Raw genomic sequence first — 13,305 nt, 5'->3', positions numbered from 1 at the left:
GCGGCCTCACCGGGTCTTACCCGTTCAAGGGAAGCGCCTCGATAATCACAAATGCCTGAGCGTAAGGAAAATCGTCCGTGATCGTCAGGTGAATATTGGCGCGGTGGCCGGCGGGCAGCAGCGCCGCCAGCCTTTCCCCTGCCCCATTGGTCAACACCATGGTCGGCTTGCCGCCCGGCAGATTGACGACGCCCATATCCTTCCAGAAAACGCCGTTCGCAAGGCCTGTTCCCAGCGCCTTGGAACAGGCTTCCTTGGCGGCGAAACGTTTGGCATAGGAAGCGGCGCGGTTCTTGCGGCCATCGGATTTGGCGCGCTCGATATCGGTGAAACAGCGATGGGTGAAGCGCTCGCCGAAACGTTCGATCGACTTTTCAACGCGGCGAATATCGATCAGGTCGCTGCCCAATCCAATGATCATTTCAACATCTCCAGAGAAGCATTCTTGTTGGCGGCGCGATGCGCGAGGTTTTCCATCTTGCGGCGCTGGAAACCGCTGATGAGACCATAAACCGCGATATAGGCGATGATTGCGCTGATAACGGCAGGAAGCAGCGCACCGATGGTCATGGGTTCCAGCACCGGCGTCCATATCTGCCGGAATTCGAGATGGCTGAATAGCGCCACGAAATCCACATGCGCAGCGCTTTCCGTCTTCTGCCGGCCGAGGATGAGGTGCCCCAGCTCCCAGGTAGATGCCCAGATGAAGGGAAATGTCAGCGGATTGGCGAAGGTGGTGCCGAGCGCCGCCGCCACGAGATTGACGCGCATGAGAAAACCCAGCGCCATGGCGATGATGATGTGAACGCCGAGAAACGGTGTCCACGCCACGCCGACACCGAGAGCGACACCGGCGGCAACCGAATGCGGAGAGGCGGAAAGCCGCAGAAGGCGCAGCTTCATATAGCGCAACGAACGGGAAAAACCCGTACGCGGCCAGAAGAGGTCGCGAATCTTCTCTGAAAAACCAACGGGTTCACGGCGGCGAAACGGCATGGGGGCAGTCTATTTCATCGCCCCGGCCGCGCCAAGAGCATCATAGATGACGCAGGGATTCTTTTGCAGGTGTATTCTCCGCGTCCGTCATTCCGGCCTTGGGCCGGAATCCAGCCGACGTGCGTCTGCGCGGCGAGAAGACTCTTTCCAGCCCAAGGACTTGGGCTGGCTGGATGCCGGATCAAGTCCGGCACGACGGACGCGGGATGTCACGAATAAAGTGAATATCGAGCCTTCGATATCAGTCCCAATTTAGTGTCGTCTATTGTGACAGGGGACTGAACCGGGATTTTTCGCGACGTATTTGTCAACCAGTTTGGGACAACCGCTTGAAGCGCGCATTCAAAAAGTTTTGCAGGATACAGGGGCGAGCGTGCCAACAACGGCCATGCACCCTCCGAGTCTCATACGCATGGCGATGGGCTGCCATGCGCTGAGCGCATTACCGGCGGAACAGGCCGCGGTCGATTTCGCGCTGGCGGAACTCGAGGTCGACATTCGATACCGAGCCGCTGAGATATTCGAATTCGCGTTCCTGGGTGGTCTTGCCACGAACGGCACGGGCGATCTTGCGAAGCGGAGTAAACATGATTTTCGGTCCTTTCGGTTTGGAACTGGCGTTTCTCATCGGTGTTCATCCACCGGCACGCCGCGTTTCCTTCTCTTCAATTTCTAAGAAGAAAATAGTCACAAACCGCCTCCACCACCAGAGACAGGAAAAGGCCGCTGCCATGCGCTCAATGCATAACAGCGGCCTTTTAGTATTTGCAAAGGATCAAAAATGCCTCAATCGAAGGCACGCGTCACGGTCGAGACGCAATCGAGATCCTTGAGCTGCGACAGAAGCTGGTTCAGCTGCCTGAGATCCCAGACTTCGACATCCAGCGCCAACTCGGAGAAATCCGTGCCGATGCGGACCATGTTGAGGCCGCGAATATTGACGTCCAGCGTGGCGATGGACTGCGCCACCGAGGCGAGCGTGCCCGGCTCGTTCAGCGCATTGATCATCACCCGCGCCATGAAACGCGACTTGTTCGCCTCATCAAGATCCCAGCGCACATCGATCCAGCGCTCCGGCTCGTCGTCGAAGCGTTGCAGCGCCGGCGCCTGAATCGGATAGATGGTGATGCCCTTGCCTTTTTCCATGATGCCGACGATGCGGTCACCCGGAACGGCGCCGGCAGCACCGAAATGCACGTCGACATTGCCGGAGAGACCACGGATGGGCAGCGGGTCCGGTCCATCCAGCATCTCGGCCGCGCCATCGTCCTCAAGCACCGAGCGCGACTTGCCGGGGATCTTAAAGACCATGCCGGAGGCGCTGCGCATGTTGAACCAGCCATCGTCGCCGGTCATCTTCACCGTGACGCGCTCGTCCTGATAATCCGGGAACACCGCGCGCAGGACATCGAGCGAGGAAACCTCGCCACGGCCGACGGCGGCGATGGCATCTTCCACGTCCTTCTGCGCCAGACGATGCAGCACGGGCTTTAGCGCTTCACGGGAGAAGGCCTTGCCGGCGCGCTCGAAGGTGCGCTCGAGAATGCGATAACCGAGGCCGGAATATTGCTTGCGGATGGCCATGCGGGTGGCGCGGCGGATGGCAGAGCGGGCCTTGCCCGTCACCACCACCTCTTCCCATGCGGCGGGCGGCACCTGCACGCCGGAGCGGATGATCTCCACCTCGTCGCCGTTATTCAGGCGAGTGACGAGCGGCATGATCCGGCCGTTGATCTTCGCGCCAACCGTGGTGTCGCCGATATTGGTGTGCACGGCATAGGCGAAATCGATGGGGGTGGCGCCACGCGGCAGGGCGATCAGCTTGCCCTTCGGCGTGAAGCAGAACACCTGGTCCTGGAACAGTTCGAGCTTGGTGTGCTCGAGGAATTCTTCCGGGCTGTCGCCTTCTGCCAGCGATTCGATGGTATGGCGCAGCCAGGAATAGGCGTTGCTCTCCGGCGAGAGCAGATCGCCCTCCCCGTTTTCGCCATCCTTGTAAAGCGCATGGGCGGCGATGCCGAATTCGGCGATCTCGTGCATGCGCTTGGTGCGGATCTGCAGCTCGATACGCTGGCGCGACGGGCCGACGATGGTGGTGTGGATGGAGCGATAATCGTTCTGCTTAGGTGTCGAGATATAATCCTTGAAGCGGCCCGGCACGACGCGCCAGCGCGTATGCACGACACCCAGCGCCCGGTAGCAGGATGGAATATCGTCCACCAGAATGCGGAAACCGTAGACATCGGAAAGCTGCTCGAAGGAAAGCGACTTCGACTGCATCTTGCGGAACACCGAATAGGGTTTCTTCTGCCGCCCTTTGACATTGGCGCCGACCAGACCATTCGCCACGAGAAGCTCGCGCAGCTCGTCCTCGATCTTTTTGATCAGCCCTTCATTGCGCGTTTCCAGTTCCTGCAGGCGGTTCGTCACCGTGCCATAGGCTTCCGGGTTGAGATATCGGAAGGACAGGTCCTCCAGCTCGTCGCGCATATCCTGCATACCCATGCGGCCGGCGAGCGGCGCATAGATTTCCATGGTTTCTTCGGAAATGCGGCTGCGCTTGTCGGCCGGCATATATTCCATGGTGCGCATATTGTGCAGACGGTCGGCGAGCTTCACCAGGAGAACGCGCACGTCGTCGGAAATCGCAAGCAGCAGCTTGCGCAGGTTTTCCGCCTGCTTGGCCTTGCGGGTAACGAGATCGAGCTTCTTGAGCTTGGTCAGCCCCTCCACCAGCCGGCCGATATCTTCGCCGAACAACTCGTCGATTTCGGCGCGGGTGGCGGTGGTGTCCTCGATCGTATCGTGCAGCAACGCCACCGCGATGGTCGATTCGTCGAGATGCATTTCGGTGAGGATCGCGGCAACTTCCAGCGGATGCGAAATATAGGGGTCGCCATTGGCCCGCTTCTGCTGGCCGTGTTTCTGCATGGCGTAAACATAGGCCTTGTTCAGCAGGGCCTCATTCGCATCCGGTTTATATTTTTGAACCCGCTCGACGAGTTCGTATTGCCGCATCATGCGATATTCCACAAAAAGAAAGCGCGCCAACCTGAGGGTCGGCGCACAATGCTGCATCAATAGGGATCAGATTATGACGGCAACTATTGACAGACGGTAACCGCCGCCTGCCAAAGGCATCATAAAATCCTATCAATAGTCGTCATTTTTTTCCGGCGGCACAAGGCCTTCGATGCCGGCCAGCAGTTCTTCTTCCGACATCTGGTCGAAGGTAACGGTTTCCGGCTGATCGTCTTCTTCGCTGTCGGCAGCGGCGGCGGCGAGCGTGACCGGATCGGGCTCGGGCTCGTCCACTTCCACGTGCTTCTGCAGCGAGTGGATCAGGTCTTCCTTCAGATCGTCGGGAGACAGCGTCTCATCGGCGATTTCGCGCAGCGCCACAACCGGGTTCTTGTCGTTGTCGCGGTCAACCGTGATGGAGGACCCTTGAGAAATCTGGCGCGCACGGTGGCTGGCGAGAAGCACCAGCTCGAAACGGTTGTCTACTTTATCAATGCAATCTTCAACTGTGACGCGGGCCATTGCCTGTCCTTTGCGGGTCGTAATGTCGTGGATCAGAGCGCCGTGCGGTGTTCGGGGTGCACAAGGGTTGCTCTAACCTATTGAATCTGCGCTTCGTGCCTTGCGAAAAACATTCAAGATTTCTCGCGACGATGCTTTCCAGCTTCCGATACAGCCATTGGCCGCGGAATTCAAGTTTTTCCTGTCTTTGGCGTCTTTTGGCACCTTATTGCCCACCTTTGGCGTCTGATGAACAAAATGTCTAGAAGAATTGTCTTGGAATAAGGGGGAAGGTAGCTTACTTAAAACGCAACGGCGGTACGCAAAGCTCGTTGATACGACATGTTTTTTTGCGTTATCGACCGGAAATAAAAGCCAGATAATGGCCTTTCCAAAAAAAGGAATGGGATGGAATGTTCGATCCACGGGAGAAAATTGCGCTCTTCATAGACGGAGCCAATCTTTATGCAGCATCGAAAAGCCTGGGATTCGATATCGACTACCGCAAGCTCCTGAAGGCGTTTCAAAAGCGTGGATACCTGCTGCGCGCCTATTATTACACCGCGCTCATCGAGGATCAGGAATATTCCTCGATCCGCCCGCTGATCGACTGGCTGGATTATAACGGCTACAAGGTCGTGACGAAGCCGGCGAAGGAATTCACCGACGCTCTCGGCCGCCGCAAGATCAAGGGCAACATGGATATCGAACTGGCGGTCGATGCCATGGAACAGTCCGAGACGGTCGATCATCTGGTGCTCTTCTCCGGCGATGGCGATTTCACCACGCTGGTAGACGCGCTGCAGCGCAAGGGCCGCAAGGTTTCCGTGGTTTCCACCATGGCCACGCAGCCCGCCATGATCGCCGACGACCTGCGCCGCCAGGCCGATCACTTCATCGATCTGATGACGCTGAAGGCCGAGATCGGGCGCGACCCGAACGAGCGCCCTGCCCGGCACGCCGAGGGTCCTGAGACGGTCTGATCCCAGCTTTTGCTGCGAAGACATCATCAACGCGTCCGTCCAACAGACGGGCGCGTTTTTGTTTGGCGAGACGCCGGCGCGTTAAAAATTCTTTTTAGAATTAACAAACATCAAATTCGATAAGTCAAAATTATGACTTGGTTAATTTTAGAGGTGTCTAAAAGATGTAACGGCGCCAACGATATGATTTCGGTGCCAAATCAGGATGTTTAGACATGCATGGCCAAGCAAAAACCGACCGACAACTCGACGAAAGACTGAATTTTCTGGGACTTGGTCACGAGCAACGGAAAAATCTCTCCGAGATGAAAGGTGTTATCACCGGCTCTCTCGATGCGTCTCTCGATCGTTTTTATACGAAGGTTCGCTCGGTGCCGGAGACGGCAAAGTTTTTCTCCAGCGAGGCCCATATCCACCACGCCAAGAGCATGCAGCTCAAACACTGGGAGAGGATCGCCTCCGGCACATTCAATGCGGATTATACCGACGCCGTAACCGCGATCGGCCGCACCCATGCGAGGCTGGGGCTGGAGCCGAGATGGTACATCGGCGGTTATGCCCTGATGCTCGACGGCATCGTCAAGGCGGTGATCGAGTCCGAGTTGAAGGGCTTTTTCATGGAAAAGAAGGCCAAAAAGGTGAAGGAAGCCCTGTCCGCCACCATCAAGGCCGCCCTTCTCGACATGGACTACTCCATCTCCGTCTATCTCGACGTGCTTGCCACAGAACGGCAAAAGGTGGAGGCCGAGCAAGCGCAAATGAAGAAGGAGCAAGATCACGTTCTTGAACTGCTCAACAATGCGCTGAACAAGCTGGCAAATGGCGATCTCACCTCCAGCATCGGCGAAAAGACCGCGCCGCAATTCGAAGGGCTGATCGACAATTTCAATACCGCGGTCGGCAATCTCTCCGGCGCATTTGCGCAGATCGTCGAAGAGGCGAACAAGATTTCCGGCAATACGCGCGAGCTGACTTCCGCGACGGACGACATGGCCCGCCGCACGGAGCAGCAGGCCGCCGCCCTTGAGGAAACCGCCGCCGCCGTCGAGGAAATCACCACCATTTCCAAATTGTCGGCGCAGCGTTCAGAAGAAGCCAAGGCCATTGTCGAAAGCTCGGCCATTGAAGCCGCGCGCTCACGCGATGTGGTGACGGAAGCGGTGAAAGCAATGGGGGCCATCGAGGACTCATCGCAGAAGATCACCCAGATCATCTCCGTCATCGACGAGATTTCGTTCCAGACCAACCTTCTGGCGCTGAATGCCGGTGTGGAGGCCGCGCGCGCCGGCGAGGCCGGCAAGGGTTTCGCCGTCGTCGCCCAGGAAGTGCGTGAACTCGCACAGCGCTCCGCCACCGCCGCCAAGGAAATCAAGACGCTGATCGCCAAGTCCTCCGAAGACGTGATGCAGGGTGTTTCGCTGGTCAACAAGACGGGCGAATCCTTGAATACGATCGGCAACAAGGTGGATCATATTCAGGAACATATCGCCTCGCTGACCAAGGCAGCGCAGGAACAGTCCGTCGGCATTCAGGAAATCAATGCCGCCATCAACAGCATGGACAATCTGACCCAGAAGAATGCGGCCATGGTGGAAGAGACGAATGCGGCGACGCATAATCTGAGCGATGTCAGCGCCAATCTGGCGGCGCTTGTCAGCCGGTTCAGCGTTTCGACGACGAAGACGCATGTGGAGCGGACGTACCGGGCGGCGTGACGGGCAACAACACACTCCCGTCATCCCGGCCTTGAGCCGGGATCCAGCCAGCCCAAGTCCTTGGGCTGAAACGACTCGTTCCACAGCGCAGACGCGCTGTGACTGGATGCCGGATCAAGTCCGGCATGACGAAGGAGTATGCTGCGAAAGGCGGCATGCCTTATACGCAAAACTCACCGAGACTTAGGCCGCCCCACCCTTCAGCAACCGCGATTTCTGCCGGTTCCAGTCGCGTTCCTTCTCCGTCTCGCGCTTGTCGTGCAGTTTCTTGCCCTTGGCGAGCGCCAGTTCCAGCTTCGCGCGGCCCCTGTCGTTGAAATAAATCTTCAAGGGCACCAGCGTCATGCCTTCACGGTTGATGCCGGCGCGCAGACGGTTGATCTCGCGCTTGCTCAAAAGCAGCTTGCGGCGGCGGCGCGGCTCGTGATTGAAGCGGTTGGCCTGCAGATATTCCGGCAGGTGGGAATTGATGAGCCAGATTTCATCACCCTCGTCCGATGCGTAGGATTCGGCAATATTCGCCTTGCCTTCACGCAGCGACTTGACCTCGGTGCCGGTCAGCACGAGCCCTGCCTCATAGGTGTCGATGATTTCGTAGTTGAAACGAGCCTTGCGGTTTTCCGCAACGATCTTGTTCACCACGCGCTGGCTGCCTTTGGGGGCCATGATATTTCAATCCCTTGTTTTTCTTATTGCGCCTTCGGCTTACCGCCGAGAGCGGTTTTCGAACCCCTATTTAATGTTGTCGCCGCGAAAAGAAAAGGCGCGCCGAACGGCTTCTGTTGCGAAGCGGTTCATGGCGCGCCTTAAACGCTTTCGGGCCTGTCTCAGTTCATCAGGCCGGCATGCTTCAGCGCCGCATCGATGGCCGCTTCCGTTGCCGGTTCCAGCGTGCTCATCAACGGCGAACGGACCCGGCGGTTGCCGCCGCGCGTCTTCGACAGCGCATATTTGGTGCCGCAAACACCGGGCTCCATGAAGATCGCCTTGTGCAGCGGCATCAGGCGATCCTGATAATCCAGCGCCTTGGCATAATCGCCGGCGAGCATCGCCGCCTGGAACTCCGAACAGAGGCGCGGCGCAACGTTAGCGGTAACGGAAATGCAGCCGACGCCGCCATGGGCGTTGAAACCGAGCGCCGTGCCATCCTCGCCCGAGAGCTGGATGAAATCCTTGCCGCAGGAAATGCGCTGTTCGGAAACGCGGTCGATCTTGCCCGTCGCATCCTTGACGCCGACGATGTTCCTGTGCGCCTTGACCAGTGCACCCATGGTTTCCGGCGACATATCCACCACCGAGCGCGGCGGGATATTGTAGATAACGATCGGCAGCTTCACCGCTTCGGCAACGGCGGAAAAATGCGCGAACAGACCCTTCTGGGTCGGCTTGTTGTAATAGGGGGTGACCACCAAGAGCGCATCCGCGCCGGCTTCCTGCGCGTGCAGCGCAAGCTCGATCGCCTCATCGGTATTGTTGGAGCCAGCACCCGCAATGACCGGAACCCGTTTCGCCGCTACCTCAATGCACAGCTCGACGACACGTTTGTGTTCGTCGTGGGAGAGGGTCGGAGATTCCCCCGTCGTGCCCACGGGCACAAGTCCGTTGCTGCCTTCGGCTATCTGCCATTCCACATGGGCGGCAAATGCCTGTTCGTCCACGGCGCCATTGTCCGTGAACGGGGTAATGAGGGCGGGAATTGATCCCTTGAACATGCAAAGCTCCTGGCGCCGAGCCGGTTCATGCTTCGGCCGCATTCGATGGTTAAAACCGGCACACATTAGTGCCAGCCCTTGGCGCCGACAAGCGCAAAGGCAGGGTATTTTGTCCGAAATTGTCGGAAGTGTGACAGTCTCCGGGCCGCAATCGGCGAGCAAAAAAAGCAGGCGTCGAAATGAGACGCCGCTCGCGGGACGGTGAATAAAAGTTGATTGAATTGCAGGGCGGCGATTAACATTTCATTAAGCCTGAAATCCCAAGATTTCCGGGTGGGACATCAGACCGTTTTCGGCAATCCCGCTGCAATGAAATGATATTAGAGCATTTCCAGTAAAAGTGCGTAGCGGTTTTACGTCCGGAAAATGCGGAAAAACAAAGAGCCAGAGCATGTCGAACGATTCCGTCTAACAGGACGTGCTCTGGAAGAAAGTCGGCAACTCCGTTACACGATGAAGAACGGCATGAAAAAGACAGTCTGGGGATTGATGGCGGCGGGCCTTGCCGCAACCGTTTGGAACGCATTGGCCGGGCCGCTGCCGGAAGGTGCGGCCCCGCTTCCCTATGTCAAGCCGAATGCGCCGACCGTTCCGGCCTTCATGCCGGCCTCACCCGAGATCACCGGCGCCATACCGCGCCTCGACCGCCCCGATGATACAAGCCAGTTGAAGGCCGGCCTCGACGCGCTTTCCAGCCGCGATGCGGCCCGGGCGATTGCGTTGCGCAACACCATGCCGACCGGCAGCCTCGACCGCCATATCCTCACCTGGGCCATCGCCGTTTCCGGCCAGAAGGACGTCGCTTCGGCCGAAATCGCCGCAGCCCAGCGCGAGCTCTCCGGCTGGCCGGGTGCTGCCACCCTGCGCGCCAATTCCGAAAAAGCGCTTTACCGCGAAGATCCGCCGGCATCGCAGGTGCTCGCCGCCTTCGGCAATAGCCGGCCGGAAACCGCGGAAGGCAGCGTGCTGCTCGCCAAGGCGCTCGCCTCCTCCGGCAAGGGTGCGGAATCGCAGCGTCTCATTCGCCAGCTCTGGGTGAGCGAAGGCATGGACAAGGACATGGAAGACCGTGTGCTTGCCGAGTTTCCCACTTATCTGACGCCCGCCGACCACAAGGCGCGCATGGATTATCTGATGTATCGCAGCCGCATCAGCCAGGCGAAGCGTTTCGGCGATCTCGGCAAGGCGCAGTCGCTTTACAATGCGTGGGCGGCCGTGTTGCAGCGATCCACAACTGCGACTGCGCTGCTCGGCAAAGTCGACGCCTCCTGGCGCAGCGACCCCGCCTATCTTTTCGCGCGGGTGGAAAACCTGCGCAACCAGCAGAAATACTCCGAAGCCGCCGTGCTTTTGCGGCAGGCCCCGAAGGAAACGGCCAAGCTCGTCAATCCGGGCGAATGGTGGAACGAGCGGCGCATCATTGCGCGCGGCGTCGCCGATCTCGGCGATTTCGCCGAGGCCTATCGTATCGTCGCCAATCATTCGGCCACCTCCGCCGTCGATACCGCCGATGCGGAATTCCATGCCGGCTGGTATGCGCTAAGAGCGCTGCGCGATCCGGCCACGGCTTCGCGCCACTTCAACACGCTGCTTCAGACTTCGAACCGGCCACTTTCGGCGTCGCGCGCCTATTATTGGCTCGGGCGAGCGGCGGAAGCCGGCGGACCGGGGGATGCCCGTGATTTCTTCACCAAAGCCGCCGCTCATCCCGGCACGTTCTATGGCCAGCTTGCCGCTGCGCGAATCGGCGCCAAGACACTGAATGTCACCTATCCAAGCCCCAGCAGCGGCGACCGCGAACGTTTCGCCGGCCGCGAAGCCGTGCGCGCCATCGACCGGCTGGAAGCAGCCGGTTACGGCTGGCGGGCCGACAGCCTTTACCGCTCGCTGGCCGAACAGCTCGACAGTCCCGGCGAGCTTGCCATTCTGGCGGCAAGGGCGGAGGGCAACGGCAATCATCAGGTTTCGCTGCAGATCGGCAAGACGGCTTTCAGCCGCGGCATCGATGCGGCCGCACTCGCCTATCCGCTCGGCGTCATTCCCGCCAGCGCCAATATTGCCGGCTCCGGCAAGGCGCTTGCTTACGCGATTGCCCGGCAGGAAAGCGCCTTCAACCCGGCCGCCGTCTCCGCCGCCAATGCGCGCGGCCTGCTGCAACTGCTGCCCGGAACCGCCAAGGGTGTGGCGGGACGCCATGGCCTGCCCTATACCCAGGCGCGACTGACCACCGATGCGGGTTATAACGCCACGCTCGGCGCACATTATCTCGGTGAGCAGATCGACAGTTTCGGCGGTTCCTACATCCTCACCTTCATCGCCTACAATGCCGGGCCGAAGCGCGTGCCGGAATGGATCGCCCGCTATGGCGACCCACGCGGCAAGCCGATCGACGAGGTGGTCGACTGGATCGAGCGCATCCCCTTCCCCGAAACCCGCAACTACGTGCAGCGGGTGATGGAGAATTATCAGGTTTACAAGACGAGGCTCGGGCAACAGGCCGATATCGTTGACGACCTGCGCCATGGGCGTGCGGGGTAAAGCCGGCTTCCTCAGGTGACGAGCGGAGCATTCAAGCACCTGCCGGCCAGCGCTCCAGACTGCTTCGAAGCCTAAAGTTCTCTTGCGTCATGCTCGGGCCTGTCCCGAGCATCTGCAACACTTAGATTTCATGCGACATGATTGGATCACTGGGACAAGCTCAGGGATGACGGCGACGGTTTGGGCAAATTTGCCGATAAGCGAGAGGCTGGCTGGTCGATGCCTCAAAGCCGACGCGGTGTCCGACGTCCTATAGTCCCATTTAGTCTTCCAAAAGAAAAACCCCGGCATTTCTGCCGGGGCTTTCATCACTGACAATGTCAGATCAGATTAGAACGTGCGCTGAAGGCGAACGAAACCAGTCCAGCTATCGCCGGCGCCGGTATCAATACCTTCGGTGCCGTCGACGTCCTGATAGTTAACAGCGACCTTGGCATCCAGACCCTGGGTGATCTTGTAGTCAACCGTTACACCAGCGCGCCATGCATCACGGTCGCCAGTGAAGTCGTTGTCAGCACCGATGTCGATCGTGCCGAGGTACTGAGCACCGGGGGTGATGGTCAGCTTGTCGGTTGCCTTGATTGCGTATTCAGCAGCAACTGCCCACTCGGACTCTTCGTAGTAGTAGTTTGCGCCAGAAGCCCAAACACCAGAGAGACCGAAGGTACCGGGACCGATGTCAGCCGTTACGATAGCGCGGATTGCACCATTTTCCTGGTCGGTGTCGTAAGAGCCGAGCAGGTTCGCAGCAACTGCACCGAACTTAGCGCCGATGATACCGCTTACGCCAACATTGTTCGGGCCTTCAAACGAACCGCCCTTAACGAAGTCGCCGGAGATGTTGGAGCCGCCACGGCTGGCATCCAGTTCTTCAACGCTGATACCTGCGTAGAACGAACCAGCGTCATAGGTGTAACGCAGAGCGTTGCCACGGGTCGTGTTCGAAGACAGGATATCGGTTTCGCCGGAGAGATCGTCATCCCACCAGGTGTACATGTAACCGACCTTCAGGCCGCCGAGTTCGATGAAAGCCTGGTCGACGTTGACGCCACGGTCGCTGTCGTTGTCAGCCTGGCCACGCAGGCCGATGTAACCGCGCAGAGCGCCAAGCTCGGTGTCGGTACGGGTGTCGATGTTGAACTGGGCGCGCGTGAACGAGTTCCAGTCAGACGTACCAGACTGATTGCGGCCGAAGTCGGTCTGGAAACGGATGTAACCGTCGAACTTCAGGCAGGTTTCGGTGCCGGGGATATAGAAGAAGCCGGTGCCGAAAGCGTCGCAAACGCGAACGTATTCCAGGGGCTCGGGCTCGGCAGCGACGATAGCGTCAGCGGCCTGTGCGCCGGATACTGCTGCGAGAGCGGCAGCGGAGCCGATGAGAAGGCTCTTGATGTTCATGGTTGACCTCCAGTCAAACGCTTAATCTTCTAAGCAGCGGGTGGGAAAGCACTTCAGAAATGCGTGCCGCTTATGAAGCTGATTAGAGCCAAAACCGGTCGCTCAGGCAATCGTAATCATGACAGAAGGAAGACAGTAAGGTGTCCTTAGTTTTTCATTGTTGCGAAATAGCTACAATTCTAACCGACGGGACCCCATTCGTTAAAAAATCGTTAATAACTTATGCTTTTCAGTAACTTAACAAGAGGCTCGAAAAATCCGCCGTGAGAAAACCCACGAGATCACCTGAATCTGGACACGATCAGGCCACCGGAAATTGTTCAAAAGACGATTGCAATGTGCAGAGGTCCCTACTTCCGCAAGAAAAAAACTGACCGAAAAGCAAAAGCACACAGCTTCGGATTCCTGAACCGACTCAAGGCTCCAGATACCGAGCGAATC

11 protein-coding genes are annotated in these 13,305 nt (G+C 58.5%); 3 read left to right on the top strand and 8 right to left on the bottom strand.

The annotated features are described in order from the left end of the window. Positions 1-16: 16 nt before the first annotated feature. From acpS to rpoZ, 5 genes are all read right to left on the bottom strand, one after another. On the bottom strand, positions 17-421 hold the full coding sequence (acpS, locus tag ACQZ40_RS23625) for a holo-ACP synthase (protein ID WP_065654137.1): 405 nt from the start codon (positions 419-421) through the stop codon (positions 17-19). Next, entirely contained in the window at positions 418-996 is a 579-nt protein-coding gene (locus tag ACQZ40_RS23620; protein ID WP_080856170.1) for a DUF2062 domain-containing protein, read from the bottom strand. Before ACQZ40_RS23620 ends, acpS begins: the two co-directional genes overlap by 4 nt. Positions 997-1,438: 442 nt before the next feature. Continuing rightward, a complete protein-coding gene (locus ACQZ40_RS23615; RefSeq protein ID WP_003496944.1) occupies positions 1,439-1,585 on the bottom strand; it encodes a hypothetical protein in 147 nt (48 codons plus the stop codon). Between the two features lie 197 nt (positions 1,586-1,782). After that, positions 1,783-4,017, bottom strand: coding sequence for a RelA/SpoT family protein (locus tag ACQZ40_RS23610; RefSeq protein WP_065654813.1), 2,235 nt, complete (start codon positions 4,015-4,017; stop codon positions 1,783-1,785). A 132-nt stretch (positions 4,018-4,149) separates the two neighbouring features. Further along, entirely contained in the window at positions 4,150-4,539 is a 390-nt protein-coding gene (rpoZ, locus tag ACQZ40_RS23605) for a DNA-directed RNA polymerase subunit omega (protein ID WP_003521126.1), read from the bottom strand. Between the two features lie 392 nt (positions 4,540-4,931). On the opposite strand from rpoZ, the gene ACQZ40_RS23600 reads away from it, so the two are divergent. Next, positions 4,932-5,501 (top strand): LabA-like NYN domain-containing protein, encoded by a 570-nt coding sequence (locus ACQZ40_RS23600; RefSeq protein ID WP_004440903.1) that lies wholly within the window; start codon positions 4,932-4,934, stop codon positions 5,499-5,501. A gap of 215 nt (positions 5,502-5,716) precedes the next feature. Beyond that, positions 5,717-7,216, top strand: coding sequence for a methyl-accepting chemotaxis protein (locus ACQZ40_RS23595; protein WP_448748764.1), 1,500 nt, complete (start codon positions 5,717-5,719; stop codon positions 7,214-7,216). A 183-nt stretch (positions 7,217-7,399) separates the two neighbouring features. Here ACQZ40_RS23595 and smpB read toward each other — a convergent pair whose 3' ends face one another. Together smpB and dapA are read right to left on the bottom strand one after the other, a co-directional pair. After that, on the bottom strand, positions 7,400-7,882 hold the full coding sequence (smpB, locus tag ACQZ40_RS23590) for an SsrA-binding protein SmpB (protein WP_078054125.1): 483 nt from the start codon (positions 7,880-7,882) through the stop codon (positions 7,400-7,402). A 161-nt stretch (positions 7,883-8,043) separates the two neighbouring features. After that, positions 8,044-8,928 (bottom strand): 4-hydroxy-tetrahydrodipicolinate synthase, encoded by an 885-nt coding sequence (gene dapA / locus ACQZ40_RS23585; RefSeq protein ID WP_003524121.1) that lies wholly within the window; start codon positions 8,926-8,928, stop codon positions 8,044-8,046. 465 nt (positions 8,929-9,393) lie between these two features. Between dapA and ACQZ40_RS23580 the strand changes: the two genes are divergently transcribed. Beyond that, the gene (locus tag ACQZ40_RS23580) at positions 9,394-11,466 is read left to right on the top strand and encodes a lytic transglycosylase domain-containing protein (RefSeq protein ID WP_448748763.1); all 2,073 of its coding nucleotides are present in this window, start codon (positions 9,394-9,396) and stop codon (positions 11,464-11,466) included. A gap of 330 nt (positions 11,467-11,796) precedes the next feature. Here the strand turns inward: ACQZ40_RS23580 and ACQZ40_RS23575 are convergent, their stop codons facing one another. Then, a complete protein-coding gene (locus tag ACQZ40_RS23575) occupies positions 11,797-12,864 on the bottom strand; it encodes a porin (protein ID WP_220319358.1) in 1,068 nt (355 codons plus the stop codon). Positions 12,865-13,305: the final 441 nt, after the last annotated feature.

This window comes from Agrobacterium sp. 16-172Ci (assembly GCF_053522725.1).
The sequence above is the reverse complement of the archived record's forward strand: the minus strand, read 5'-3'. Positions and strand labels throughout refer to the sequence as shown.

Coding starts and splice junctions, on each gene's coding strand:
- acpS (WP_065654137.1), bottom strand. CDS start 421: ATGATCATTGGATTGGGCAGCGACCTGATCGATATTCGCCGCGTTGAA.
- ACQZ40_RS23620 (WP_080856170.1), bottom strand. CDS start 996: ATGCCGTTTCGCCGCCGTGAACCCGTTGGTTTTTCAGAGAAGATTCGC.
- ACQZ40_RS23615 (WP_003496944.1), bottom strand. CDS start 1,585: ATGTTTACTCCGCTTCGCAAGATCGCCCGTGCCGTTCGTGGCAAGACC.
- ACQZ40_RS23610 (WP_065654813.1), bottom strand. CDS start 4,017: ATGATGCGGCAATACGAACTCGTCGAGCGGGTTCAAAAATATAAACCG.
- rpoZ (WP_003521126.1), bottom strand. CDS start 4,539: ATGGCCCGCGTCACAGTTGAAGATTGCATTGATAAAGTAGACAACCGT.
- ACQZ40_RS23600 (WP_004440903.1), top strand. CDS start 4,932: ATGTTCGATCCACGGGAGAAAATTGCGCTCTTCATAGACGGAGCCAAT.
- ACQZ40_RS23595 (WP_448748764.1), top strand. CDS start 5,717: ATGCATGGCCAAGCAAAAACCGACCGACAACTCGACGAAAGACTGAAT.
- smpB (WP_078054125.1), bottom strand. CDS start 7,882: ATGGCCCCCAAAGGCAGCCAGCGCGTGGTGAACAAGATCGTTGCGGAA.
- dapA (WP_003524121.1), bottom strand. CDS start 8,928: ATGTTCAAGGGATCAATTCCCGCCCTCATTACCCCGTTCACGGACAAT.
- ACQZ40_RS23580 (WP_448748763.1), top strand. CDS start 9,394: ATGAAAAAGACAGTCTGGGGATTGATGGCGGCGGGCCTTGCCGCAACC.
- ACQZ40_RS23575 (WP_220319358.1), bottom strand. CDS start 12,864: ATGAACATCAAGAGCCTTCTCATCGGCTCCGCTGCCGCTCTCGCAGCA.